The organism is Cellulomonas massiliensis JC225, assembly GCF_000312005.1.
Classification (GTDB): domain Bacteria; phylum Actinomycetota; class Actinomycetes; order Actinomycetales; family Cellulomonadaceae; genus Cellulomonas; species Cellulomonas massiliensis.
Genome location: NZ_HE978588.1, coordinates 2,878,432 through 2,903,600, shown reverse-complemented (window position 1 = coordinate 2,903,600; position 25,169 = coordinate 2,878,432). Strand labels below are relative to the sequence as shown.

Below are 25,169 nucleotides of genomic sequence, written 5' to 3'. Positions count from 1 at the left end.
CTCGGCCTCGGCCACGCCGCGACCGTCGGCTCCCCGGCCGTCGGCCGCGAAGCCGGCAGCCGCCAAGCCGGCCGCCAAGCCCTCGGCCCGCCCCGCGCCGCCGCGCGGGGACGCCAGTTGAGCTGACCCGACGACGGCCCGGTCACCCCGGTCGGACCGTCCGAGACGAGCCACGCGAGCCCGCGCGGCGACGAACGAAGGAGAAACGGCAGCCATGCCGAAGAACAAGACGCACTCCGGTGCGAAGAAGCGTTTCCGGGTCACCGGGACCGGCAAGGTCATGCGCGAGCAGGCCAACGGCCGCCACCTGCTGGAGCACAAGTCGAGCCGCCGCACCCGCCGCATCGCCGGCGACGTCGTCGTCTCCGCCGCGGACACCCCCAAGATCAAGAAGCTGCTCGGCAAGTGACCCGCGGCGCGCGAGCGCCGGGCACACCCTCGAGCCCTAGACCAGCAAGGAGCATCACGTGGCACGCGTGAAGCGGGCGGTCAACGCCCAGAAGAAGCGCCGTTCGACCCTCGAGCGCGCCAGCGGTTACCGCGGGCAGCGTTCGCGCCTCTACCGCAAGGCGAAGGAGCAGGTCACCCACTCCCTCGTCTACGCCTACCGCGACCGCAAGGTCCGCAAGGGCGACTTCCGCAAGCTGTGGATCCAGCGGATCAACGCGGCTGCGCGCGAGCAGGGCATCACGTACAACCGCCTCATCCAGGGCCTGCGCCTCGCGGGCATCGAGGTCGACCGTCGTGTGCTCGCGGACCTCGCGGTGAACGACGCGCCGGCGTTCGCGGCCCTCGTCGCCGCCGCCAAGGCCGCGCTGCCCGCCGACGTCAACGCGCCCAAGGCCGCCTGACGTCCGACCGGTCACCGACGCCCCCGTCCGCCCTGCGCGGCCGGGGGCGTCGTCGTCCCGCCCGGCGGGGTGCCCGTGCGCTGGCAGACTGCTCGCCGTGAGCGTGATGGACAACCCGCGGGCGGAGCGGGTCCGCGCCGTGCGGGCCCTCGGTCAGCGCGCGGTGCGCCGCCGCACGGGGCGGTTCGTCGTCGAGGGGCCGCAGGCGGTGCGCGAGGCGGTCGACGTGGCGCACGTCCACGAGCTCTACGCGACGGCGGACGCGGCGGCCCGGTACGTCGAGGTCGTCGAGCGCGCGGAGGAGCGCGGCATCCGGGTGCGCCTGGGCACGCCCGAGGTGCTCGACGCGATGAGCCCCGACGCGCAGGGCCTCGTCGCCGTCGCCGAGCTGCTCGGCACGTCGGTGGAGGACGTCCTCACCGGGGCGCCCCGGCTCGTCGCCGTGCTCGCGCACGTGCGCGACCCGGGCAACGCGGGCACGGTCGTGCGGGCCGCCGACGCCGCCGGCGCGGACGGCGTGGTGCTGACCGACGAGAGCGTCGACGTGCACAACCCGAAGGTCGTGCGGTCGACGGCCGGGTCGCTGTTCCACCTGCCGGTGGCGACGGGCGCGGGTCTCGCCGACGCGGTGGCGGCCCTGCGCGGCGCCGGGCTGCTGGTGCTCGCGGCCGACGGCACAGGCGAGCACGACCTCGACGACCTGCTGGACGTGGCGGGCACCGCGGCCCCCGGTCTCCCGGACCTGGCGCGGCCGACGGCCTGGGTGTTCGGCAACGAGGCCTGGGGGCTGCGCGACGAGGACCGGGCGCTGGCCGACGCGGTGGTGCGCGTCCCGCTGCGCGGGCGGGCGGAGTCGCTCAACCTCGCGACCGCGGCGACGGTGTGCCTGTACGCGAGCGGGCGGGCCCAGCGATGAGGCTCTTCGCCGCGGTGTGGCCCGCCGACGACGTGCTCGACCACCTCGACCTCGCGCTCGCGGCGGTGCGTCGTGCACCCGCGGGCTCGTCCTCCGCGCGGTGGACGGCCCGGGAGGCGTGGCACCTGACGACCGCCTTCTACGGCGACGTCCCGGACGGCGCCACGCCCGCGCTCGTCGAGGAGCTGGCCTCGGGGCTCGCGGGGCAGGCGGCGTACCGGCTGCAGCTGCGGGGCGCGGGCGTCTTCGCCCACCGCACCCTCTGGGTGGGCGCCGCGGGCGACCTCGACGCCCACCGGCGGGTGGTCCGGGTCTGCGTCGACGCGGGCGATGCGGTCGGGGCGCACCGCGACGAGCGCGTCCGGGACCGCCCGCACCTGACGGTCGGGCGGGTCCGGCCGGGCAGCGGGCCCCCGCGCCGTGGGCGCTCGCGCCCGGGTCCGGAGCCGGTGGAGACGGGGGAGACGCTCATGCGCGCCCTCGCGGTGTACGAGGGCCCCGCGTGGGACGTCGACGAGGTCCTCGTCGTCGAGTCGCGGCCCGGGGCGGGCCGCGGCGGGGGCCCGCTCTACACCCCGCTCGAGCGCCTGCCGCTCGCCTGAGCGGGGCGCGCGCCGGATCGCGGTTGCCACCGGGCAGGGGCGGGGGCGACGATGCGGTCATGACGTCGCGCACGGCGGGTGGTCGCCGATTTCCCGGGCCCGTCCCGGGTTCGCGCTGACGCGCGTCGACGGCGAGACGCCGACGAGGCCCCGGACGGGCGCCACTAGACTGCTCTGCTGGTCCGCCTGCCGGGCCGCCTGCTGACGCACGCGGCCCGCGGCCCCCGGCGCCGCCCGCGGCGCGGGCCGCCCGTCTCCGCCCTGGAAGGTCCCGGATGTCCGACGACACCGCGCTGTCCCCCGACGTGCTGTCCCCCCTCGACGAGGCCGGCGTGCGTGCGGCCGTCGAGGCCGCCCGCGCCGCGGTCGCGGCCGCCGGCACGCTCGACGAGCTCAAGACGGTGCGCCTCGCGCACACCGGCGAGCGCAGCCCCCTCGCGCTGGCGAACCGCGCGATCGGCGGGCTGGCGCCCGCCGAGAAGGGTCCCGCCGGCCGGCTCGTCGGCGGCGCCCGGGGCGAGCTGAACCAGGCGATCGCGGCCCGCCAGGCCGAGCTCGAGGCCGAGCGTGACGCGCGCGTGCTGGTGGAGGAGGCGGTCGACGTCACGCTGCCGGCCGACCGCACCCCGGCGGGTGCCCGGCACCCGCTGGAGACGCTGCAGGAGCGGGTCGCGGACATCTTCGTGGCCATGGGCTGGGAGATCGCCGACGGGCCCGAGCTCGAGGCCGAGTGGTTCAACTTCGACGCGCTGAACTTCGGCGTCGACCACCCGGCGCGGCAGATGCAGGACACGTTCTACGTCGACGCCGGCGACGAGCCGTCGAACCTCGTCCTGAGGACCCACACCTCGCCGGTCCAGGCCCGCACGCTGCTGGAGCGGGACCTGCCGGTGTACGTCGCGTGCCCGGGCAAGGTCTTCCGGACCGACGCGCTCGACGCCACGCACACGCCCGTGTTCCACCAGGTCGAGGGTCTGGCCGTGGACAAGGGCCTGACGATGGCGCACCTCAAGGGCACGCTCGACCACTTCGCCCGTGCGATCTTCGGACCCGAGGCGCGCACGCGCCTGCGGCCGTCGTTCTTCCCCTTCACGGAGCCCTCGGCGGAGATGGACCTGTGGTTCCCGCAGAAGAAGGGCGGCGCCGGCTGGATCGAGTGGGGCGGCTGCGGGATGGTCAACCCGAACGTCCTGCGGGCGTGCGGCGTCGACCCCGACGTGTACTCGGGCTTCGCGTTCGGCATGGGGATCGAGCGCACGCTGATGCTGCGTCACGGCATCGCTGACATGCACGACATGGTCGAGGGCGACGTGCGCTTCTCGCTCCAGTTCGGGACGGAGATCTGATGCCCCGCGTACCGCTGACGTGGCTCGCCGAGCACGTCGACCTGCCCGCCGGCCTCACCGCCGAGCAGCTCGCCGCCGACCTCGTCCGCGTCGGGCTGGAGGAGGAGGCGATCCACCCTGCGGCGGTCACCGGGCCGCTCGTCGTCGGCGAGGTGGTCGAGCGCACGCCGGAGCCCCAGAAGAACGGCAAGACGATCAACTGGTGCCGCGTCGACGTCGGCCCCGAGCACAACGAGCCGGGCGGGGCGCCACGCGGCATCGTGTGCGGCGCGCACAACTTCGACGTGGGCGACCGCGTCGTCGTCGCGCTGCCCGGCGCGGTCCTGCCCGGGCCGTTCCCGATCGCGTCGCGCAAGACGTACGGCCACGTGTCCGACGGCATGATCTGCTCGGCGCGCGAGCTCGGCCTCGGCGAGGACCACGCGGGGATCATCGTGCTGGCCGACCTCGGCCTCGACGCGCCGGTGGGCACCGACGCGCGCGAGCTCCTCGGCCTGGGCGACGAGGTGCTCGAGATCAACGTCACCCCCGACCGCGGGTACTGCTTCTCGATGCGTGGCGTCGCGCGCGAGCTGTCGCACTCGACGGGAGCCCCGTTCACGGACCCGGCCCTGCCGGTGCCGACCGAGCCGGCGTCGGGCGGCGGGTTCGCCGTCGAGATCGACGACGCCGCGCCGGTCCACGGCGTGCCCGGCGCGGACCGGTTCGTCGCGCAGGTGGTGCGGGGCGTGCGGGCGAACGACCCGTCCCCGGCGTGGATGCAGCGCCGCCTGCAGCAGGCGGGCATGCGCCCCATCAGCCTCGCGGTCGACGTGACGAACTACGTCATGCTCGACCTGGGCCAGCCGCTGCACGCCTACGACCTGTCGACGCTGCACGAGCCGATCGTCGTGCGCCGGGCGGCTGCCGGGGAGCGGATGACGACGCTCGACGGCGTCGACCGGGCGCTCGACCCGCAGGACCTGCTCATCACCGACTCGCCCGAGGGTCGGGGCTCGCGCCCGATCGGGCTGGCCGGGGTCATGGGCGGCGCGACGACCGAGGTCGGGGAGGCGACGACCGACCTGCTCGTCGAGGCCGCGCACTTCGACCCGGTGACGATCGCGCGCACGGCGCGCCGGCACCGGCTCCCCTCGGAGGCGTCCAAGCGCTTCGAGCGCGGCGTGGACCCGCAGCTGCCGCGGGTCGCGGTCGCGCGCGTGGCGGCCCTGCTCGCGGAGTTCGGCGGCGGGACGGCCGACGCGACGCTGACGGACGTCGACCGGACGTCCGAGCCCGCGACGATCGAGCTGGACCTCGCGCTGCCGGGGCGGCTCGTCGGCGTGCCGTACGCGCCGGAGCAGGTCGTGGAGACCCTCACGGCGATCGGCTGCGAGGTGCGGACGGCCGGCGACGGCACGGCGTCCGTGCGGGTGCCGACCTGGCGCCCGGACCTCGCCGTGCCGGTGGACCTCGTCGAGGAGGTCGCGCGGCTGCGCGGCTACGACGAGATCCCGTCGGTGCTCCCGACGGCGCCTGCCGGTCGCGGGCTGAGCGAGGAGCAGCGCGTGCGCCGCTCGGTCGCGCGGGCGCTGGCGGACGCGGGGCTCGTCGAGGTGCTCAGCTACCCGTTCGTGGGCGAGGAGCAGCTCGACGCCCTCGGGCTGCCGGCGGACGACGCGCGCCGGCGTGCGGTCCGCCTCGCCAACCCGCTGCAGGACGGGCAGCCATTCCTGCGCACGAACCTGCTCGTCACGCTGCTCGACACGGCGCGGCGCAACGTGGCCCGCGGGAACGGGGACCTCGCGGTCTTCGAGATCGGGCTCGTCACGCGGCCCGGCGCCGACGCGCCGTCGTCGGCACCGGCGCTGCCGGGCGGCGTGCGGCCGACGGACGAGCAGCTCGAGGCGCTGGACGCGGCGGTGCCCCCGCAGCCGCGCCGCGTGGCGGGTGTCCTGGCCGGCCTGCGGACGCCGACCGGCTGGTGGGGAGCGGGCCGCCGCGCCGACCACACGGACGCGATCGCCGCGGCCGAGCTGGTGGCGCGCGTCGTGGGCGTCGACCTCGTCGTGACCGCGGACGCGGACCACGCGCCGTGGCACCCCGGCCGCTGCGCGCGGCTCGAGACGGCGGAGGGCACGCTCGTCGGCCACGCCGGGGAGCTGCACCCGAAGGTGGTGGCCGCGCTCGACCTGCCGGCGCGCGCGGTCGCGTTCGAGGTCGACCTGGACGAGCTGCTCGCCGCCTCGAGCGGCGAGCCGCGCCAGGCGCGCCCGCTGTCCACCTTCCCGCTCGCGAAGGAGGACGTCGCGCTCGTCGTGCCGGCGGAGGTCCCCGCGGCGGCGGTGCTCGAGGCGGTGCGCGCCGGCGCCGTGGCGAGCGCCGCAGGCGACGTGCTCGAGAGCGCCGAGCTGTTCGACGTGTACACGGGCGACCAGCTGGAGCCGGGGACGAAGTCGCTCGCGTTCTCGCTGCGCCTGCGTGCGGACGACCGCACGCTCACCGCGCAGGAGACGGCTGCGGTCCGCGAGGGCGTCGTCGCCGAGGCGGCGCGCCGGTTCGGGGCGACGCTGCGCGCGTGACGCCAGGGCGCCGCGGGGCGTGAGACCGCGGCATCCGAGGCGCGGACGGGCCGGGGGCGCGACGGAGGTCGCGCCCACGGCCCGTCGCCGCATCTGGCCAGGTCAGCGTCGTGTCGGCGTGGTCGTGGGACGAGTTCACCCAACTGTTACCCGCCGGTAGTTGCGGCCTTCCGGACATATCGCCGAAGGTGGGCGGCGGCCCGCGGTGCGGGCCTCCCGCGTTCCCCGACGAAGGAGAAGGCCGCCGTGCGCCTTGCCACGAGATCGTTCACCGGGGGCGCAGCCGCCCTCGCCGTCGCCCTGGCGGGCATCACCGCCACCGGGCAGGCCGCGCAGGGAGCCGTCGACGCGGCGGCCGCCGTGGTCGTCCAGGAGGTCTACGGCGGGGGTGGCAACTCGGGCGGGAAGTTCGACCAGGACTTCGTCGAGCTGAAGAACGTCTCCGGTGCGGCCGTCGACGTGTCCGGCTGGGCCGTCCAGTACGGGTCCGCGGGGAACACGACGTTCAGCGGGAAGATCGCGCTGACGGGGACGATCCCCGCGGGCTCGTCGTACCTCGTCGGGGCCGCCAAGGGCGCGGACGAGACGCAGCCCGACCTGCCGCCGACGGACGCGAGCGGCAACGTCGCGATGTCGGGCACCGCGGGCAAGGTCGCCCTCACGCGCAGCACGACGACGCTGTCGTGCTCGAGCGCCGCCGCGTGCGCCTCCGCCGCGGACGTCGTCGACCTCGTCGGCTGGGGCGGCGCGAGCGTCTACGCCGGCAGCGGCGCAGCACCGGCGACGACGAACGCGACGTCGATCTCGCGGACGCAGAGCACCGCGAACAACGCCGCCGACTTCGCGGCGGGCGAGCCGACCCCGCAGGGCACGAGCGGCGGGACGGACCCGGGCGACCCGGGCGACCCCGACGTCGTCACGATCGCCGAGGTCCAGGGCGACGGCGCGTCCTCGCCCCTGGCGGGCCGGACGGTGACCACCTCCGGCGTCGTCACGGCCGCGTACCCGACGGGCGGCCTCAACGGCTACGTCATCCAGACGCCCGGCACCGGCGGCGAGCTCGGCAGCCGCACGTCGTCCGACGCGCTGTTCGTCTTCTCGTCGGCGACCGTGCGCGACGTGGAGATCGGCGACCACGTGCAGGTGACCGGCGCGGTCAGCGAGTTCAACGGCCTGACGGAGATCACCGTCGCCGCGGGCGGGCTCACGCCGCTGTCCGAGCCGGCCGAGGCCGTCAAGCCGCTCACCGGCGCCTGGCCGGCCACCGCGGCGGCGCGCGAGGCGATGGAGTCGATGCTCTTCGCGCCGACGGGTGACCTGACGGTGTCGAACACGTTCTCGACGAACCAGTACGGCGAGGTCGGTCTCGCGGCGGGCTCGACGCCGCTGCTGCAGCCGACCGACGTCGCGCGCCCTGGCTCGGACCAGGCAGCGGCGGTCGCCGCGGACAACGCGGCCCGCGGCGTCGTGCTCGACGACGGCGCCACGACGAACTTCCTGTCGTCGGCGAACCAGTCCCAGACCCCGCCGTACGTCTCGCTGACGAACCCGGTCCGGGTCGGGGCGGCTGTCACGTTCACCGACCCGGTGGTCGTCGACTACCGCAACGACGCGTGGAAGCTGAACCCGACGGCGCAGGTCGTCGCGGGCGGCGACGCGCCGGTGACCTTCGAGAACGACCGCACGACGGCCCCCGCGCCGGTCGGCGGCGACCTCAAGGTCGCGTCGTTCAACGTGCTCAACTACTTCACCACGCTGGGTGCCGGCACCGCCGGCTGCGTCGCGTACACCGACCGCGCCGGCGACGGCGTGACGGTCCGCGACGGCTGCGCGCCGCGCGGCGCGTGGGACGCGGCCGACCTCGACCGCCAGCAGCGCAAGATCGTCGCGGCGATCAACGCGCTCGACGCCGACGTCGTGGGCCTCCTCGAGATCGAGAACTCGGCCGCCGTCGACGGCGTCGCCGACGAGGCGCTCGGCACGCTGGTCGACGCGCTCAACGCGGCGGCCGGCTCGGACGTGTGGGCGTTCGTCCCCTCGTCGTCGGAGCTGCCGCCGGCCTCCGAGCAGGACGTCATCACCAACGCGATCATCTACCGCACCGCGGCGGTCGAGCGGACCGGGCCGTCCCGCGCGCTCGGCGACCAGAGCGGTGACGACCAGGCGTTCGGCAACGCGCGCGAGCCTATCGGGCAGGTGTTCACGCCGGTCGACGGCGGCGACCCGTTCCTGTTCGTCGTCAACCACCTGAAGTCCAAGGGCTCCGCCGGCCCGTGGCCGGGCGACGCCGACACGGGCGACGGCCAGGGTGCGTCGAACGAGTCGCGCGTCCGGCAGACGACCGCGCTGCGCGACTGGGTGCCGACCGTGCAGGGCGACGCCCAGGCGGTCGCGCTGGTGGGTGACTTCAACGCCTACACGCACGAGGACCCGCTGCAGGTGCTCTACGACGCGGGCTACACCGACGCGGCCTCCTCGCTCGCCGAGGACCAGTGGTCGTACTCGTTCTCCGGTCTGTCGGGCTCGCTCGACCACGTCCTGCTCAACGACGCGGCGCTCGCGCGGGCGACGGGGGCGGACATCTGGGAGATCAACGCCGAGGAGTCGATCGCGCTGGAGTACAGCCGGTACAACTACCACGGCATGCTGTTCTACGCGCCGGACGCCTACCGCTCGTCCGACCACGACCCGGTGGTCGTCGGGCTGGCCGCGGACGCCCCGCCCGTGAACCTCACCTTCCTCGACATCAACGACTTCCACGGCCGCATCGACGCCAACACCGTGAAGTTCGCCGGGACGGTCGAGCAGCAGCGCGCGGCGGCGGACGGCCCGGTGGCCTTCGTGTCGGCCGGCGACAACATCGGCGCGTCGCTGTTCGCCTCGGCGGTCCAGGACGACCAGCCGACGATCGACGTGCTCAACGCGCTCGGGCTCGCCGCCTCGGCGGTGGGCAACCACGAGTTCGACAAGGGGTTCTCCGACCTCGTCGACCGCGTGGTCGACGGCGGCGACAACGCCCGGTGGCCGTACCTCGGCGCCAACGTCTACGCCAAGGGCACGACCGACCCGGTGCTGCCGGAGTACACGCTGCTCGACATGGGCGGCGTGGACGTGGCGGTGGTCGGTGCGGTCACCGAGGAGACGCCGACGCTCGTGACGCCCTCGGGCATCGCGGACCTCGACTTCGGCGACCCGGTCGCGGCGGTGAACCGCGTCGCGGCGCAGCTCACGGACGGCGACGACGCGAACGGCGAGGCCGACGTCATCGTCGCCACGTACCACGAGGGCGCGGGGGCGGGCACGCCGGACGGCGCGACGCTCGAGCAGGAGGTCGCGGCCGGCGGCGCGTTCGCGGACATCGTCGAGAAGACCTCGGCGGCGGTGGACGTCATCTTCACCGGCCACACGCACAAGCAGTACGCGTGGGACGCACCGGTCCCGGGCGAGGCGGGCAAGACCCGTCCCGTGCTGCAGACCGGCTCGTACGGCGAGAACCTCGGCAAGGTCACGCTGACGTACGACGCGTCCTCGGACGAGGTCACGGCGTACACCGCCTCGAACGTGGCGCGCACGACGACGGCGGACGCGACGCTCGTCGCGACCTACCCGCGCGTCGCCGAGGTCAAGCAGATCGTCGACGCCGCGCTCGCGTACGCGAACGAGGTCGGCTCGGTCCCCGTCGGCTCCGTCACCGCCGACATCACGACCGCCTTCACGGGCGGCTCGTACGTGGACGGGCGGTACGTCGGCCCGGGGCCGCAGCCCACCACCGGCCGTGACGACCGGGCCAGCGAGTCGACGCTCGGCGACCTCGTCGCCAACGCGCTGCGCGACACGCTCGCCCCGTCGAACCTCGGCGGTGCGCAGATCGGCGTCGTGAACCCGGGCGGCCTGCGGGCCGAGCTGCTCTACACGGCCTCGGGCACGGAGGGCGACGGCGTCGTCACCACGGCGGAGGCGAACGGCGTGCTGCCGTTCGTCAACAACCTCTGGACGACGACGCTCACGGGCGCGCAGGTCCGCACGATGCTCGAGCAGCAGTGGCAGACGAACGCCGACGGGACGATCCCGTCGCGGCCGTACCTGCAGCTGGGGCTCTCGGACAACGTGACGTACACCTACGACCCGGACGCTCCGCTCGGGTCGCACATCACGTCGGTGACGGTCGACGGCCGGCCGCTCGACCCGGACGCGGAGTACCGGATCGGCACGTTCTCGTTCCTCGTGACCGGTGGGGACAACTTCCGGGTGTTCACGGAGGGGACGCAGCCGCGCGACTCGGGCCTGATCGACCGCGACGGATGGATCGCGTACCTCGAGGCGCACCCGGACCTCGCGCCGGACTTCGCCCGCCAGGCGGTCGGCGTGCCGGCGCTGCCGGCGAGCGTCACGGCGGGCGACGAGCTCGCCTTCCCGGTGACGAGGCTCGACCTCACGAGCCTCGGCTCGCCGCAGAACACGACGCTCGAGGTGCGCCTCGACGGCGACCCGATCGGGTCCGCGGCCGTGGAGGGCGGCGACGCGGACGTCGCCGTGACGATCCCGGAGGGCACGGAGGCGGGGGAGCACACGCTCACGCTCGTCGCCGAGCCGTCGGGCACGACCGTCACGCTGCCGCTCACCGTCGAGGCCGGTCAGGCCGCGTCGACCACCACGCTGACGGCCTCGCCGTCGAGCCAGGTGTACGGCAAGGCGGGCGGTCGCGTCGTGCTCACCGCGAAGGTCACGGCGGACGGGCCGGTCTCGGGGTCGGTGGAGTTCGTGTCGGGCGACGACGTGCTCGGCACCGCGACCCTGCGCTCCGGCACCGCAACCCTGCGGCTGCCGGCGAGCACCCCCGCCGGCACCTACCAGGTGGTCGCCCGGTGGGCGGGCACCGACGAGGTCGCCGGGTCGCAGTCGCAGCCCGTCGCGGTCACCGTGGTGAAGGCGACGACGCGGACCTCGCTCAGCGTGATCGGCGGCGGCTGGCTGCCGACGATCGCCCTCGTCGGCGTCTCGCAGGACAACGGCCGGCTCGCGGACGGGACCGTCGAGATCCGTGAGGGCAGCAGGGTCGTCACGACGCTGAACGTGCGGCTCGGGATCGCGCTCGGCACCCTGCCGCGGCTCGGCTCGGGCACGCACACGCTGACGGCGACGTTCCTGCCGTCGGACGAGAACGTCGCGCCGAGCACGAGCGCTCCGGTGCGGGTGCGCGGCTGACGACGGACGACGGCGCGCCGGTCGGGGACCGGCGCGCCGTCGTCGCGCGGGGGGAGCGCAGGCCGTACGAGGGTCCGCGCGGCGGGCTGGACGCCGTCAGTCGCAGCCCTCGGGGCCGCACGCGTCGCCCTGCGCGATCGTCGTGAGCGGGTTGGCCTCGCGCCAGCCGGCCTCGAGCAGCTGCGTGAACACCTCGGCGGGCTGGGCGCCGGAGACGGCGTACCGGCGGTCGACGACGAAGAACGGGACGCCCGTGACCCCGAGGCTGCGCGCCTCGTCGAGGTCGGTCCGGACCGCGTCGGCCTGCTGGTCGGACGCGAGCGCCGCGGCGACGCGCGCGTCGTCCCAGCCGTGCTCGGCGAAGCCCGCCCCGGCGGCGACGGCGACGAGCGCGCCGTCGGCCCCGAGGTCGACGCCCTGCTCGAAGTGCGAGGAGAACAGCGCCTCCATGGTGCGCTCGACCAGCGCGCCCCCGCCCGCCTCCTGCGCGAGGTGCAGCAGGCGGTGGGCGTCGAAGGTGTTGAACGCGAGCGTGCGGGCGAAGTCGTAGCGCAGGCCCTCACCCGCGGCGACGGAGGTGACGTGCGCGAACATCTGCTCGACCTGGTCGCGCCGCAGCCCCTTCGTCTCGGCGAGCGCGTCGATCTCGGGGCGGCCCGGTCCGGTCGGGGTCTCGGGCGAGAGCTGGAACGAGCGCCAGACGACCTCGACGTGCTCCCGGTGCGGGAACGACGCGAGGGCGGTCGCGAACCGGCGCTTGCCGATGAAGCACCACGGGCAGGCCACGTCGGACCAGACCTCGACCCGGAGGGTGCGGGGCGGGGCCGAGAGGGTGGGCAGGGCGGGGACGGTGCTCACGGGATCAGCAGGACCTTTCCGGTGGTGGCGCGCGACTCGAGCGCCCGGTGTGCCTCGGCCGCGTCGGCGAGGGGGTAGGTGGCGCCGACGCGCACGTCGAGCGCGCCGGCCGTGACGGCGTCGAACAGCTCGCCGGCCCGCCAGGTCAGCTCCTCGCGGTCGGCGACGAAGTGCCCGAGCGTCGGGCGCGTGAGGTAGACGGAGCCGGCGCCGTTGAGGCGCTGCGGGTCGACCGGTGGCACGGGCCCGGACGACGCCCCGAACAGCACGAGCGTCCCCCGGCGCCGCAGCGACGCGAGCGAGGCGTCGAACGTGTCCCGGCCGACGCCGTCGTAGACCACGTGCACGCCCCGGCCGCCGGTGAGGTCGCGGACGAGGGCGGGCAGCTCGGCGGTCAGGTCCGTCAGCTCGCGGTAGCGCACGACCTCGGCCGCGCCGGCCCGACGGGCGAGCTGCTCCTTCTCCGGGGACCCGACGGTGGCGATCACGCGGCCGCCCCGCGCCGCGGCGAGCTGCGTGAGCAGCAGGCCGACCCCGCCGGCCGCGGCGTGCAGCAGCACGTCGTGGCCGGGTCCCAGGGCGAAGCTCGACGTGACGAGGTAGTGCGCGGTGAGCCCCTGCAGGGGGAGCGCCGCGGCCGTGCGGTCGTCCACGCCCTCGGGGACGAGCAGGGCGCGGGACTCCCGCACCGTGACGAGCTCGGCGTAGGACGGCCCGCCGCTCTCCCAGGCGACCCGGTCGCCGACGGCCAGCGTCGCGACGTCGGCACCGACGGCGACGACCTCGCCCGCTCCCTCCGAGCCGACGCCGTGGGGGAAGGGCACGGGGTAGACGCCCGCGCGGCGGTAGGTGTCGATGAAGTTGACGCCGGCGGCCGCGACGCGCACGAGCACCTCGTCCGGACCAGGGACCGGGTCGGGCACGTCGGTGTACTGCAGGACCTCGGGACCGCCCGCGGCGGTGGCGATGACGGCGCGCACGTCACCTGCCAACACGAGGGGACGCCGTTCTCATCCCCGGACGACGTCTTCGTATCTTTCTGCAGTCGAGTGTATGGTCATGCACATGTCCTTCACCGTCGCCGTCGCCGGCGCGAGCGGGTACGCCGGGGGCGAGGTGCTCCGGCTGCTGCTGGGCCACCCGGAGGCCCGCATCGGCGCCCTCACCGCCCACGCGAACGCGGGCACCGCGCTCGGCGAGCACCACCCGCACCTGCGCACGCTCGCCGACCGCGTGCTCGCGCCCACGAGCACGGACGAGCTCGCCGGCCACGACGTCGTCGTGCTCGCCCTGCCGCACGGCGCGAGCGGCGCGATCGCGGCCGACCTCGAGGCGCGCGGCTCGCAGGCCGTCGTCGTCGACCTGGGCGCGGACCACCGGCTGACCGACGCGGCGGCCTGGACGCGGTTCTACGGCTCGCCGCATGCCGGCACGTGGCCGTACGGGCTGCCCGAGCTCCTGCACGCGGGGGAGCCCGTCGCCGCCGCCCAGCGCGCCGCCCTGGCCGGGACCCGGCGGATCGCCGTCCCCGGCTGCAACGTGACCGCGGTGACGCTGGGCCTGCAGCCGGGCGTCGCCGCCGGCGTCGTCGAGCCCACCGACCTCGTCGCGGTCCTGGCGAACGGCTACTCCGGCGCCGGACGCACCCTCAAGACCCACCTGCTGGCGAGCGAGGGGCTCGGCGCCGCGCAGCCCTACGCGGTGGGCGGCACCCACCGGCACATCCCCGAGGTCGTCCAGAACCTGGGCGTGGCGGGTGCGGCCGAGGTGACGCTCTCCTTCACGCCGACGCTCGTCCCGATGGCGCGCGGCATCCTCGCGACCGCGACGGCGCGGCTCGTGCCCGGCACGGAGCCGGACGCGGTGCGCGCCGCGTGGGAGCGGGCGTACGCCGACGAGCCGTTCGTCCACCTCCTGCCCGAGGGGCAGTGGCCGACCACCGCGGCGACCCTCGGCGCCAACACCGCGCTGGTGCAGGTCGCGGTCGACGAGGCGGCCGGGCGGGTCGTCACCGTCGCGGCGATCGACAACCTCGTCAAGGGCACCGCGGGCGCTGCGGTGCAGTCCCTCAACCTCGCGCTCGGGCTGCCCGAGACGCTCGGCCTCCCGACGGACGGAGTCGCACCATGAGCATCACGGCGATCGGAGGCGCGCAGCTCTCCGACGGGGTCACGGCGCCGGCGGGCTTCCGCGCGTCCGGCGTGACCGCGGGGCTCAAGGCCTCGGGCCGCCCCGACCTCGCGCTCGTCGTCAACGACGGGCCGCTGCAGGTCGGCGCGGCCGTCTTCACGACCAACCGCGTCGTCGGCGCGCCCGTGGTCTGGTCACGCCAGGTCGTCACCGACCACGTGGTCAGCGCCGTCGTGCTGAACTCCGGCGGGGCGAACGTCTGCACCGGCCCGGCCGGCTTCCAGGACGTCCACGCGACGGCCGAGAGGGTCGGCGAGGTCCTCGGCGTCTCCCCGGGTGACGTCGTCGTCGCCTCCACGGGGCTGATCGGCGAGCGGCTGCCGATCGACGCGCTGCTGTCCGGCGTCGCGCCGGCCGCCGAGGCGCTGTCCACGACGGGCGGCCCCGCGGCCGCGGCCGCCATCATGACGACGGACACGGTCCCCAAGACCGCGCACCTCACCGTCGACGGCGACTTCGGCACGTGGACGGTCGGAGGGATGGCCAAGGGCGCGGGCATGCTCGCGCCAGGGCTCGCGACGATGCTGTGCGTGATCACGACGGACGCCGTGGTGGACGAGGCCACCGCCGACGCGGCGCTGCGCGCGGCGACGGCCCAGACGTTCGACCGCGTGGATTCCGACGGGTGCATGTCCACGTCGGACACCGTGGTGCTGCTCGTCTCCGGCGCCAGCGGCGCCACGCCCGACCCCGCCGGCTTCGCCGCGGGCCTCACGGCGGTCTGCGGCGACCTCGCCCGCCAGCTGGTCGCCGACGCCGAGGGCGCGACCCACGACATCGCCGTCACCGTCACGGGAGCGACGACCGAGGCCGCGGCGCTCGCGGTCGCCCGGGCCGTCACCCGCTCGAACCTCTTCAAGGCCGCGGTGTTCGGCAACGACCCGAACTGGGGCCGCGTGCTCGCCCAGGTCGGGACGGTCCCCGAGGAGGTCGCCCCTTTCGACCCGGGCGCGGTCGACGTCTCGATCAACGGCGTTCTGGTGTGCCGCGACGGCGCCGCGCACGCGCCCCGGACCGACGTCGACATGGCGGCCGACCGGCTGGTCAGCGTCCTCGTCGACCTCAAGGCCGGCGGCGAGGTGGCGACGGTCTGGACCAACGACCTCACGCACGACTACGTCCACGAGAACAGCGCCTACTCCACATGAGCGACAGCACCGACGCGTTCGTCTTCAACACCCGCACCGACCTGCGTGCCGACCAGAAGGCGGAGGTCCTCGTCGAGGCCCTGCCGTGGCTGCAGCAGTTCTCCGGGGCCCTCGTCGTCGTCAAGTACGGCGGCAACGCCATGGTCGACGACGACCTCAAGCGCGCCTTCGCCGAGGACATGGTGTTCCTGCGTCAGGTCGGGCTGCGGCCCGTCGTGGTGCACGGGGGCGGCCCGCAGATCAACGCGATGCTCGACCGGCTGGGCATCGAGTCCGAGTTCCGCGGCGGGCTGCGCGTCACGACGCCCGAGGCGATGGACGTCGTCCGGATGGTCCTCACCGGGCAGGTCTCCCGCGAGCTCGTCGGCCTGCTCAACGCGCACGGCCCGTACGCGGTCGGTCTCTCCGGGGAGGACGGTGCGCTGTTCCAGGCGACGCGCCGGCACGCCGTCGTGGACGGGGAGGCGGTCGACGTCGGCCTCGTGGGGGACGTCGTCAACGTCAACCCCGGCGCCGTGCTCGACCTGCTGGAGGCCGGCCGGATCCCCGTGGTCTCGACGGTCGCACCGGACGTCGAGGACCCGACCACCGTCCTCAACGTCAACGCCGACACCGCGGCCGCGGCCCTCGCGGTCGCGCTCGGCGCGCGCAAGCTCATCGTGCTGACGGACGTGGAGGGCCTCTACACGAGCTGGCCCGACAAGGGCTCGCTCGTCCGGCAGCTGCGGGCGAGCGCGCTCGCGGACATCCTGCCCACGCTCGACTCCGGCATGCGGCCCAAGATGGAGGCCTGCTGGCGCGCCGTCGAGGGCGGGGTCGGACGGGCGCACGTCATCGACGGCCGCCAGCCGCACTCGATCCTCGTCGAGGTCTTCACCACCCAGGGGGTCGGCACCATGGTCCTGCCCGACGGCGCGCCCGACGACACGGGGTCCCTCACGTGAGCCGCCACCTCGACGCGCAGCGCCCGGTCGACGGCGTGCTCCCGGTGCCCGCCGCCGAGGGCTCCGTCGCGCAGTGGACGCAGCGCTACACCCACGCGGTCATGGACACCTTCGGCCCCCCGCAGCGCGTGCTCGTGCGCGGCGAGGGCGCCTACGTGTGGGACGCCGACGGCACCCGGTACCTCGACCTGCTGGCCGGCATCGCCGTCAACGCCCTCGGGCACGCCCACCCCACCCTGACGGCGGCGATCAGCGCCCAGCTGGGCACGCTCGGGCACGTCTCGAACTTCTTCGCGACGCCCACCCAGATCGCGTTCGCCGAGCGCCTCCTCGAGGTGGCTCGCGCACCGCACGGGTCACGGGTCTTCCTCACGAACTCGGGCACCGAGGCGAACGAGGCGGCGTTCAAGCTGCTGCGCCGCCACTCCGGCGGTCGCCGCCCGCGCGTCCTCGCGCTCGAGGGCGGCTTCCACGGGCGCTCGATGGGCGCGCTGGCGCTCACGTCCAAGGCCGCCTACCGCGAGCCGTTCGAGCCCCTGCCCGGCGGCGTGGAGTTCCTGCCGTTCGGCGACACCGCAGCGCTCGAGGCCGCGTTCGCGACGGACGGCGACGCGGTCGCGGGGCTCGTCGTCGAGCCGATCCAGGGGGAGGCGGGCGTCCGTCCGCTGCCGCCCGGCTACCTCGCGCTCGCGCGCCGGCTCACCGCCGACCACGGCGCCCTGCTCGTCCTGGACGAGGTCCAGACGGGCATGGGCCGCACGGGCCGGTGGATGGCGCACCACCACCCGCACCTCGGCGGGGGCGTCGTGCCCGACGCCGTGACGGTCGCCAAGGGGCTCGGCGGGGGCTTCCCCGTGGGCGCGCTCGTCGCGTACGGCGAGCCCGTCGCCACCCTGCTGGGCCGGGGTCAGCACGGCACCACGTTCGGCGGCAACCCGGTCGCCGCGGCAGCGGGACTCGCGACGATCGGCGTCATCGAGCGCGACGGCCTCCTCGGGCACGTCGCACGCCTCGGCGCGGCGTGGCGTGAGCGCATCGCCGGCCTCGGCCACCCGCTCGTCGCCGGCGTGCGGGGGGAGGGGCTGCTCGTGGCCGTCGAGCTGAGCGCCCCCGTCGCGCCCGCCGTGCAGGCGCGCGCCCTCGACGCCGGCTTCGTCGTCAACGCCCCGACGCCGACGGCGCTGCGCCTCGCGCCGCCGTTCGTCCTGACCGACGAGCAGGCGGCGTCCTTCACCGACTTCCTCGCGGCGCTGCCGCACGACCTGGAGGCCTGAGCATGGTGCGTCACTTCCTCCGCGACGACGATCTGACCCCCCGCGAGCAGCGCCAGGTCATCGAGCTCGCGCTCGCCTTCCGCGACGACCGGTTCATCCGGTCGCCGCTCGTGGGCCCGCGCGCGGTCGCGATCATCTTCGACAAGCCGACGCTGCGCACCCAGGTGTCGTTCACGACCGGCGTCGCCGAGCTCGGCGGCTACCCGCTGCTCGTGGACGGCAAGCTGGCGCAGATCGGTCGCCGCGAGTCCGTCGCGGACACCGCGCACGTGATCGGGCGCCAGGTCGCCGCGATCGTGTGGCGCACGTTCGAGCAGGCCCACCTGGCGGAGATGGCCGAGCTCGCCGGGGTGCCGGTCGTCAACGCGCTGACCGACGCGTTCCACCCGTGCCAGGTGCTCGCGGACCTCGTGACGCTGGCCCAGCACCGGGGCGGCGCCGCGGCGCTGGCGGGCAGCACGTTCGCGTACGTCGGGGACGGCGCCAACAACATGGCGCACTCCTACCTGCTGGGCGGGGCGACCGCCGGGCTCCACGTGCGGGTCGGGACGCCCGCCGGCTACCTCCCGGACGCCCAGGTGCTCGAGGACGCTCGCCGGATCGCCGCGGAGACCGGCGGCTCCGTGCGGGTGGTGCACACCATCGAGGAGGCCGTCGCGGGGGCGGACGTGGTCGCCACCGACACCTGGGTGTCGATGGGCCAGGAGGACGAGGCCGCCGAGCGCGAGACCCCGTTCGTGCCGTTCCGGGTGGACGCCGCGGCGCTCGCGCTCGCGGCCCCCGACGCACTCGTCATGCACTGCCTGCCGGCGTACCGCGGCAAGGAGATCACCGCGGAGGTGCTCGACGGTCCGCAGTCGGTGGTCTGGGACGAGGCGGAGAACCGGCTGCACGCCCAGAAGGCGTTGCTCACCTACCTGCTGGAGCGCGCGTGACGACGCCGGGCGTCCCCTCGACGAAGGCCGCGCGGCACGCCCTCATCGCGCAGCTGCTGTCCCGCGGCACGGTGCACTCCCAGTCGGAGCTCGCGGACCTGCTCGCCGCGGACGGCGTGCACGTCACGCAGGCGACGCTCTCGCGCGACCTCGTGGAGCTGCGCGCGGTGAAGGTCCGGACCCCGGCGGGCGCCCTCGCGTACGCCGTGCCGGGGGAGGGCGGCGACCGGACCCCGGCGACGACGACGACCGAGGTGCTGGCCGCCCGGCTGGCGCGGCTGTGCGCCGAGCTGCTCGTCACCGCGGAGGCGTCCGGCAACCTCGTCGTGCTCCGCACGCCCCCGGGTGCCGCACAGTTCCTCGCCTCGGCGATCGACCACTCGGTCCTGCCCGCGGTGCTCGGCACGATCGCGGGCGACGACACCGTGCTCGTCATCTCGCGCACGCCGGACGGCGAGTCGCTCGCCGCCCGGTTCCTCGCCCTCGCGTCCGAGGGCTGACGGCGGTTATGAATATCGACCCGCTCGCATGTATGGTCATGCATAGTCACCCCGACGAAGGAGAGAACCTGTCATGACCGAGCGCGTCGTCCTCGCCTACTCCGGCGGCCTGGACACCTCCGTGGGCATCGGCTGGATCGCCGAGGCGACCGGCGCCGAGGTCATCGCGGTCGCCGTCGACGTCGGCCAGGGCGGCGAGGACCTCGAGGTCATCCGCCGCCGCGCGCTCGACTGCGGCGCGGTCGAGGCGTACGTCGCCGACGCGCGCGACGAGTTCGCCGCGGAGTACTGCATGCCGGCGCTGCAGGCCAACGGCCTCTACCTCGACCGGTACCCGCTGGTGTCGGCCCTGTCGCGGCCGGTGATCGTCAAGCACCTCGTGCGTGCCGCGCGCCAGTTCGGCGCCACGACCGTCGCCCACGGCTGCACCGGGAAGGGCAACGACCAGGTCCGGTTCGAGGTCGGCATCACGTCGCTCGCGCCCGACCTGCGGTGCCTGGCACCCGTCCGCGACCTCGCCCTCACGCGCGACAAGGCCATCGACTACGCCGAGAAGCACGCGCTGCCCATCGCGACGACGAAGCACAACCCGTTCTCGATCGACCAGAACGTCTGGGGCCGCGCCATCGAGACCGGCTACCTCGAGGACATCTGGAACGAGCCCACCAAGGACGTCTACTCGTACACGGACGACCCGACGTTCCCGCCCGTCGCCGACGAGGTCGTCATCACCTTCGAGCAGGGCGTGCCGGTCGCGCTCGACGGCGTGCCGGTCTCCCCGCTGCAGGCGATCCAGGAGATGAACCGCCGCGCCGGAGCGCAGGGCGTGGGCCGGATCGACATCGTCGAGGACCGGCTCGTGGGCATCAAGAGCCGCGAGGTGTACGAGGCCCCCGGCGCGATCGCGCTCATCGCCGCGCACCAGGAGCTCGAGAACGTCACGGTCGAGCGCGAGCAGGCCCGGTTCAAGCGGTCGGTCGAGCAGCGGTGGACGGAGCTCGTCTACGACGGCCAGTGGTTCAGCCCGCTCAAGCGCTCCCTTGACACGTTCATCGCCGACACCCAGCGCTACGTCTCCGGCGAGATCCGGATGGTGCTGCACGGCGGTCGGGCGACCGTCACCGGGCGGCGCTCCGAGGCCAGCCTGTACGACTTCAACCTCGCGACGTACGACACGGGCGACTCGTTCGACCAGTCGGCCGCCAAGGGCTTCATCGAGATCTACGGCCTGACGAGCAAGCTCGCCGCGGCGCGCGACGTGAAGTTCGGCTACGCCGAGGACCTCGGGACGCGCGGCGGGATCCATGCCTGAGGTGCGGCCGGACGTCCGGCTGGCGCTGTGGGGCGGGCGGTTCGCGTCCGGCCCCGCCGCGGCGCTGGCCGACCTGTCGCGGTCGACGCAGTTCGACTGGCGGCTCGCCGACGTGGACATCAGCGGCTCGGTCGCGCACGCGCACGTCCTGCACGCGGCCGGCCTGCTGACCGACGACGAGGTCGCCGGGATGGTCGACGCGCTGGAGCGGCTGCGCGCCGACGTCGCGAGCGGCGCGTTCGGGCCCGGGCCCGACGACGAGGACGTGCACACCGCGCTCGAGCGGGGGCTCATCGAGCGGGCCGGCGCCGACCTGGGCGGCAAGCTCCGGGCCGGCCGCTCGCGCAACGACCAGATCGCTACGCTCGTCCGGATGTACCTGCGGCGGGAGGCGCGCACGCTCGCCGGGCTGGTGCTCGACGTCGTGGACGCCCTCGTCGCGCAGGCCGACGCCGCCGGCTCGGCGGCGATGCCGGGGCGCACGCACCTGCAGCACGCCCAGCCCGTGCTGCTGGCGCACCACCTGCTGGCGCACGCGTGGCCGCTGCTGCGCGACGTCGAGCGCTGGACGGACTGGGACGCCCGCGCGGCGCGCTCGCCGTACGGCTCGGGCGCGCTGGCCGGCTCGTCGCTCGGCCTCGACCCTGCGGCGGTGGCCGCCGAGCTGGGCTTCGACGGTCCGGTCGAGAACTCGATCGACGGCACCGCGTCGCGTGACGTCGTCGCCGAGTTCGCCTTCGTCGCCGCGATGCTCGCCGTCGACGTCTCGCGGCTGGCCGAGGAGGTCGTCCTCTGGGCGACGAAGGAGTTCGGCTTCGTCCGCCTCCACGACGCGTACTCGACCGGGTCGAGCATCATGCCGCAGAAGAAGAACCCGGACGTGGCCGAGCTCGCCCGCGGCAAGGCCGGCCGGCTCGTCGGCGACCTGACCGGCCTGCTCACGACCCTCAAGGGGCTCCCGCTCGCGTACAACCGCGACCTGCAGGAGGACAAGGAGCCCGTCTTCGACCAGGTCGACCAGCTCACGGTGCTGCTGCCGGCGTTCGCGGGCATGATCGCCACGCTCACGTTCGACACCGCGCGGATGGCCGCGCTCGCGCCCCAGGGGTTCTCGCTCGCGACCGACGTCGCCGAGTGGCTCGTCCGGCAGGGCGTGCCGTTCCGGGTGGCGCACGAGGTCGCGGGCGCGTGCGTGCGGGCCTGCGAGCAGCACGAGCCGCCTGTCGAGCTGTGGGAGCTGACCGACGACGAGCTCGCGGCGATCTCGCCGCACCTGACCCCCGAGGTGCGCTCGGTGCTGTCGGTCGAGGGGTCGCTCGCGTCGCGCGACGCCGTCGGCGGCACCGCGCCGGCCCGCGTGGCCGAGCAGCTCGCCGCCGCGCGCGAGCGGTCGGCCCGCCTGCGCACGTGGGCGGGAGCCTCCTGACGGCCGTGGCGGCGGGGCTGCTCGAGCGCGCCCTGGCCGCACCCGCGCGGCTCGGCCCGGTGCGCCTGGTGTGCGTCGACGGACCCGCGGGCTCGGGCAAGACGACCACCACGGCGCGCATGGCGGAGGTGGGCGCCACCCGCGGCGTCCACGTCGGCGTCGTCCACCTGGACGACCTCTACGAGGGCTGGTCCGGCCTGGAGGGCTCGCTGTGGCCGCGCCTGTCGGCCCAGGTGCTCGAGCCGCTGCGCCGCGGGCGGCCGGGCCGCTTCCAGCGCTACGACTGGGTCGCGCACGCCTTCGACGACTGGGTCGACGTCCCGGTGCCGCGCGTGCTCGTCCTCGAGGGCTGCGGGAGCGCGCGGCGGGCCGCGGACGCCGTCGCGTCGCTGCGCGTCTGGGTCGAGGCGCCCGCCGGCCTGCGCCTCGAGCGTGGGCTCGCGCGGGACGGCGAGGACGCGCGCGACCACTGGCTCGCCTGGATGCGCGACGAGGCCGAGCACTTCGCGCGCGAGCGGACGCGCGAGCGCGCCGACGTGCTCCTGGGCGCCACGGGCGAGCCGCTCGGGTGACCGGGCGACGGCCGGAGGCCGGGCCGGTGCGGCAGGATGGTCCCGTGAGCGAGTCCGAGGCTGCTCCGCGACCGTCGGAGCTCGTGCCGCCGACCGGCGTCGGCGCGGTGCCGGCGCGCGTGTGGTTCGCCCGCGAGGTGCACGCCGTGGCCCGCGACCTGCTGGGCGCCTACGTGACCGCGCGCTCGCCGGAGGGCGACGTGACGGTCCGGCTCACGGAGGTCGAGGCCTACGGCGGCGAGGACGACCCGGGCTCCCACGCGTACCGCGGGCGCACCGCGCGCAACGCCGTCATGTTCGCCGAGCCCGGCCGGCTGTACGTCTACCGGCACCTGGGTCTGCACCACTGCGTCAACGTCGTCGCCGAGCCGACCGGACGCGCGGCCGCCGTGCTGCTGCGCGCGGGCGAGGTCGTCGACGGGGCGGAGCTCGCCTGGCGCCGGCGCGCGGGCGCCGGGACGGTCGACTCGCACCGCCAGCTGGCACGCGGCCCCGCGCGGCTCGCGGTGTGCCTGGGCCTGGACCTCGCCGCGAACGGCGCCGACGTGACGGAGCCCGACGGCACCGTCGTCGTGCACCGGCACGAGGTGCCGAGCCGCCCGGCGCACAAGGCGGGCCCGCGCGTCGGGGTCTCGGGCGCCGGCGGGGAGAGCCGGTACTCGTGGCGGTACTGGCTGGCGGGGGAGCCGACGGTCTCGGCGTACCGCCCCGCATATCGCCGGCCGGCGCCGACAGACGCCCCGTGAGGGGCGACGGCGCCGGCGGACGCCGACCGACCGCACCCGGGCGCGGCGCGCCCCGATCCTGGAGACATCCGTGAACGACATCCTCGACGAGCTGGCCTGGCGCGGCCTGCTCGCCCAGACGACCGACCTCGACGCCCTGCGGGCGGCGCTCGCCGCAGGTCCGGTCGCCCTCTACTGCGGCTTCGACCCGACCGCCCCGAGCCTGCACATCGGCAACCTCGTCCAGGTGCTGACGGTGCGACGGCTCCAGGACGCCGGCCACCGGCCGTTCGCCCTCGTCGGCGGGGCGACCGGCCTCATCGGCGACCCGAAGATGACGGGGGAGCGCACGCTGAACGACCGCGACGTCGTCGCCGGCTGGGTCGAGCGCATCCGGGGGCAGATCGCTCCGCTGCTGCGGTTCGACGGGCCGAACGCCGCGACCATGGTCAACAACCTCGACTGGACCGCCCCGCTGTCGGCCATCGACTTCCTGCGCGACGTGGGCAAGCACTTCCGGCTGGGCACGATGCTCGCGAAGGACACCGTCGCGCGGCGCCTCAACAGCGAGCAGGGGATCTCGTTCACGGAGTTCAGCTACCAGATCCTCCAGGGCATGGACTACCTCGAGCTGCACCGTCGCCACGGGGTCTCGCTGCAGACGGGAGGCTCCGACCAGTGGGGCAACCTGCTGTCCGGCGTGGAGCTCGTCCGCAAGGTCGAGGGCGCTGCGGTCCACGCCGTCACCACCCCGCTCATCACCAAGGCGGACGGCACCAAGTTCGGCAAGACGGAGTCCGGGACCGTGTGGCTCGACGGCGAGCTCACCACGCCGTACGCGTTCTTCCAGTTCTGGCTCAACTCCGACGACGCCGACGTGGTGCGCTACCTCAAGGTGTTCACCTTCCGCACCCGGGAGGAGATCGACGAGCTTGAGCGCGCGGTCTCGGAGCGCCCGGCGGCCCGCGAGGCCCAGCGCACGCTGGCGTACGACGTCACGGCGCTCGTCCACGGCACGGACGCGGCGGACGCGGTGGTCGCGGCGAGCCAGGCGCTGTTCGGCCGGGGATCCCTGGCGGACCTCGACGAGCGCACGCTCGCCGCAGCCGTCGCGGAGCTGCCGACCGCGGCCGGGCGCGTGGGCGACCCCGTCGTCGACCTGCTCGCCGCCTCGGGTGTCGTGCGCAGCAAGTCCGAGGCCCGCCGGGCGGTCGCGGAGGGGGGAGCGTCCGTCAACAACGAGCGCGTGCCCGACGAGGACGCCGTCCTGCGTGCGGACGACCTGCTGCACGGACGGTGGGCGGTGCTGCGCCGGGGGAAGCGGACCCTCGCCGTCGTGGACACCAGCGCCTGAGCTCGCCGCTCCCCGGCGGTGCGCACCGCCAGTCCGCACCGCCCGTGCGCACCGCCGGGACCGGTCCGCCGCCCGCGGACGGGTGAGATCCGCACGATCACGCGGATCTCGACCGGGTGACCGGCGTCACCACCTCGCGATTTGCCATCCACGCGCAGGCCCGCGTAATGTTCTACGACGTCGCCCGGGAGGGAGAGACGGACACCGAGGATCAACCCGGTGGCTGTTTCCCGCAGGGCGACCACCCCCGACCTGAACGTCAGGCGCTTCGTGCGCCCTCGGGACGGTCGGACGGATCGCAGTCGGTCAGGGCCCACGGGCCCGTCGCCGGCGGGTCCGGCTCGAACGACACAGCCTCTCGCGGGGCCCGCAAGGTCCCCGCCGGATGCGCGTCTGTTCCTTGAGAACTCAACAGTGTGCCAAGTAGTCGATGCCAAGAGGGCCTCGTGT

General features: G+C 75.0%; 20 protein-coding genes. 18 read left to right on the top strand and 2 right to left on the bottom strand.

Translation table 11 applies throughout. The features are described 5' to 3' along the window. Positions 1 to 214: 214 nt before the first annotated feature. The 7 genes from rpmI (at position 215) to HGCM_RS13675 (ending at position 11,481) form a co-directional block, all read left to right on the top strand. The gene (gene rpmI, locus HGCM_RS13705; RefSeq protein ID WP_013883985.1) at positions 215 to 409 is read left to right on the top strand and encodes a 50S ribosomal protein L35; all 195 of its coding nucleotides are present in this window, start codon (positions 215 to 217) and stop codon (positions 407 to 409) included. A 58-nt stretch (positions 410 to 467) separates the two neighbouring features. Continuing rightward, positions 468 to 851 (top strand): 50S ribosomal protein L20, encoded by a 384-nt coding sequence (gene rplT, locus HGCM_RS13700; RefSeq protein WP_019137405.1) that lies wholly within the window; start codon positions 468 to 470, stop codon positions 849 to 851. Between the two features lie 106 nt (positions 852 to 957). Beyond that, positions 958 to 1,767: a TrmH family RNA methyltransferase gene (locus HGCM_RS13695; protein WP_019137404.1), complete on the top strand. Its 810-nt coding sequence runs from the start codon at positions 958 to 960 to the stop codon at positions 1,765 to 1,767. Further along, positions 1,764 to 2,369 (top strand): RNA 2',3'-cyclic phosphodiesterase, encoded by a 606-nt coding sequence (gene thpR, locus HGCM_RS13690; RefSeq protein ID WP_019137403.1) that lies wholly within the window; start codon positions 1,764 to 1,766, stop codon positions 2,367 to 2,369. Before HGCM_RS13695 ends, thpR begins: the two co-directional genes overlap by 4 nt. 275 nt (positions 2,370 to 2,644) lie before the next feature. Further along, positions 2,645 to 3,715, top strand: a complete 1,071-nt coding sequence (gene pheS / locus HGCM_RS13685) for a phenylalanine--tRNA ligase subunit alpha (RefSeq protein WP_019137402.1) — start codon at positions 2,645 to 2,647, stop codon at positions 3,713 to 3,715. Further along, on the top strand, positions 3,715 to 6,276 hold the full coding sequence (gene pheT, locus HGCM_RS13680; protein WP_019137401.1) for a phenylalanine--tRNA ligase subunit beta: 2,562 nt from the start codon (positions 3,715 to 3,717) through the stop codon (positions 6,274 to 6,276). The genes pheS and pheT overlap by 1 nt, the downstream gene beginning before the upstream one ends. 246 nt (positions 6,277 to 6,522) lie before the next feature. Next, positions 6,523 to 11,481 carry an ExeM/NucH family extracellular endonuclease gene (locus HGCM_RS13675; protein WP_019137400.1) on the top strand — a complete coding sequence of 1,653 codons (4,959 nt, stop codon included), beginning with the start codon at positions 6,523 to 6,525 and terminating at the stop codon, positions 11,479 to 11,481. Between the two features lie 96 nt (positions 11,482 to 11,577). Here the strand turns inward: HGCM_RS13675 and HGCM_RS13670 are convergent, their stop codons facing one another. After that, positions 11,578 to 12,339 (bottom strand): DsbA family oxidoreductase, encoded by a 762-nt coding sequence (locus HGCM_RS13670; RefSeq protein WP_019137399.1) that lies wholly within the window; start codon positions 12,337 to 12,339, stop codon positions 11,578 to 11,580. Then, a complete protein-coding gene (locus HGCM_RS13665) occupies positions 12,336 to 13,319 on the bottom strand; it encodes a quinone oxidoreductase family protein (protein WP_019137398.1) in 984 nt (327 codons plus the stop codon). The genes HGCM_RS13670 and HGCM_RS13665 overlap by 4 nt, the downstream gene beginning before the upstream one ends. Before the next feature lie 85 nt (positions 13,320 to 13,404). Between HGCM_RS13665 and argC the strand changes: the two genes are divergently transcribed. From argC to tyrS, 11 genes are all read left to right on the top strand, one after another. Beyond that, the gene (argC, locus tag HGCM_RS13660) at positions 13,405 to 14,469 is read left to right on the top strand and encodes an N-acetyl-gamma-glutamyl-phosphate reductase (protein ID WP_218917047.1); all 1,065 of its coding nucleotides are present in this window, start codon (positions 13,405 to 13,407) and stop codon (positions 14,467 to 14,469) included. Beyond that, on the top strand, positions 14,466 to 15,677 hold the full coding sequence (gene argJ, locus HGCM_RS13655) for a bifunctional glutamate N-acetyltransferase/amino-acid acetyltransferase ArgJ (protein ID WP_019137396.1): 1,212 nt from the start codon (positions 14,466 to 14,468) through the stop codon (positions 15,675 to 15,677). Before argC ends, argJ begins: the two co-directional genes overlap by 4 nt. Continuing rightward, the gene (argB, locus tag HGCM_RS13650) at positions 15,674 to 16,621 is read left to right on the top strand and encodes an acetylglutamate kinase (protein WP_019137395.1); all 948 of its coding nucleotides are present in this window, start codon (positions 15,674 to 15,676) and stop codon (positions 16,619 to 16,621) included. The genes argJ and argB overlap by 4 nt, the downstream gene beginning before the upstream one ends. Then, complete coding sequence (locus HGCM_RS13645; RefSeq protein WP_019137394.1) at positions 16,618 to 17,895, top strand: acetylornithine transaminase; 1,278 nt, start codon at positions 16,618 to 16,620, stop codon at positions 17,893 to 17,895. The genes argB and HGCM_RS13645 overlap by 4 nt, the downstream gene beginning before the upstream one ends. A 2-nt stretch (positions 17,896 to 17,897) precedes the next feature. Next, positions 17,898 to 18,830: an ornithine carbamoyltransferase gene (gene argF, locus HGCM_RS13640; protein WP_019137393.1), complete on the top strand. Its 933-nt coding sequence runs from the start codon at positions 17,898 to 17,900 to the stop codon at positions 18,828 to 18,830. Further along, entirely contained in the window at positions 18,827 to 19,330 is a 504-nt protein-coding gene (locus HGCM_RS13635; RefSeq protein WP_019137392.1) for an arginine repressor, read from the top strand. The genes argF and HGCM_RS13635 overlap by 4 nt, the downstream gene beginning before the upstream one ends. Before the next feature lie 73 nt (positions 19,331 to 19,403). After that, a complete protein-coding gene (locus HGCM_RS13630) occupies positions 19,404 to 20,642 on the top strand; it encodes an argininosuccinate synthase (protein WP_019137391.1) in 1,239 nt (412 codons plus the stop codon). Continuing rightward, positions 20,635 to 22,068 carry an argininosuccinate lyase gene (argH, locus tag HGCM_RS13625; protein ID WP_019137390.1) on the top strand — a complete coding sequence of 478 codons (1,434 nt, stop codon included), beginning with the start codon at positions 20,635 to 20,637 and terminating at the stop codon, positions 22,066 to 22,068. Before HGCM_RS13630 ends, argH begins: the two co-directional genes overlap by 8 nt. Beyond that, entirely contained in the window at positions 22,050 to 22,640 is a 591-nt protein-coding gene (locus HGCM_RS13620) for a nucleoside/nucleotide kinase family protein (RefSeq protein WP_019137389.1), read from the top strand. Before argH ends, HGCM_RS13620 begins: the two co-directional genes overlap by 19 nt. A gap of 44 nt (positions 22,641 to 22,684) precedes the next feature. Further along, positions 22,685 to 23,386, top strand: a complete 702-nt coding sequence (locus HGCM_RS13615; RefSeq protein ID WP_019137388.1) for a DNA-3-methyladenine glycosylase — start codon at positions 22,685 to 22,687, stop codon at positions 23,384 to 23,386. 70 nt (positions 23,387 to 23,456) lie between these two features. Beyond that, complete coding sequence (gene tyrS / locus HGCM_RS13610) at positions 23,457 to 24,719, top strand: tyrosine--tRNA ligase (protein ID WP_019137387.1); 1,263 nt, start codon at positions 23,457 to 23,459, stop codon at positions 24,717 to 24,719. Positions 24,720 to 25,169: the final 450 nt, after the last annotated feature.

Excerpts from the sequence above, each read along its gene's own strand:
- thpR (WP_019137403.1), top strand. The coding sequence starts at position 1,764 with ATGAGGCTCTTCGCCGCGGTGTGGCCCGCCGACGACGTGCTCGACCAC.
- pheS (WP_019137402.1), top strand. The coding sequence starts at position 2,645 with ATGTCCGACGACACCGCGCTGTCCCCCGACGTGCTGTCCCCCCTCGAC.
- rpmI (WP_013883985.1), top strand. The coding sequence starts at position 215 with ATGCCGAAGAACAAGACGCACTCCGGTGCGAAGAAGCGTTTCCGGGTC.
- argH (WP_019137390.1), top strand. The coding sequence starts at position 20,635 with ATGCCTGAGGTGCGGCCGGACGTCCGGCTGGCGCTGTGGGGCGGGCGG.
- argJ (WP_019137396.1), top strand. The coding sequence starts at position 14,466 with ATGAGCATCACGGCGATCGGAGGCGCGCAGCTCTCCGACGGGGTCACG.
- argC (WP_218917047.1), top strand. The coding sequence starts at position 13,405 with ATGTCCTTCACCGTCGCCGTCGCCGGCGCGAGCGGGTACGCCGGGGGC.
- HGCM_RS13695 (WP_019137404.1), top strand. The coding sequence starts at position 958 with ATGGACAACCCGCGGGCGGAGCGGGTCCGCGCCGTGCGGGCCCTCGGT.
- argB (WP_019137395.1), top strand. The coding sequence starts at position 15,674 with ATGAGCGACAGCACCGACGCGTTCGTCTTCAACACCCGCACCGACCTG.
- pheT (WP_019137401.1), top strand. The coding sequence starts at position 3,715 with ATGCCCCGCGTACCGCTGACGTGGCTCGCCGAGCACGTCGACCTGCCC.
- argF (WP_019137393.1), top strand. The coding sequence starts at position 17,898 with ATGGTGCGTCACTTCCTCCGCGACGACGATCTGACCCCCCGCGAGCAG.
- HGCM_RS13630 (WP_019137391.1), top strand. The coding sequence starts at position 19,404 with ATGACCGAGCGCGTCGTCCTCGCCTACTCCGGCGGCCTGGACACCTCC.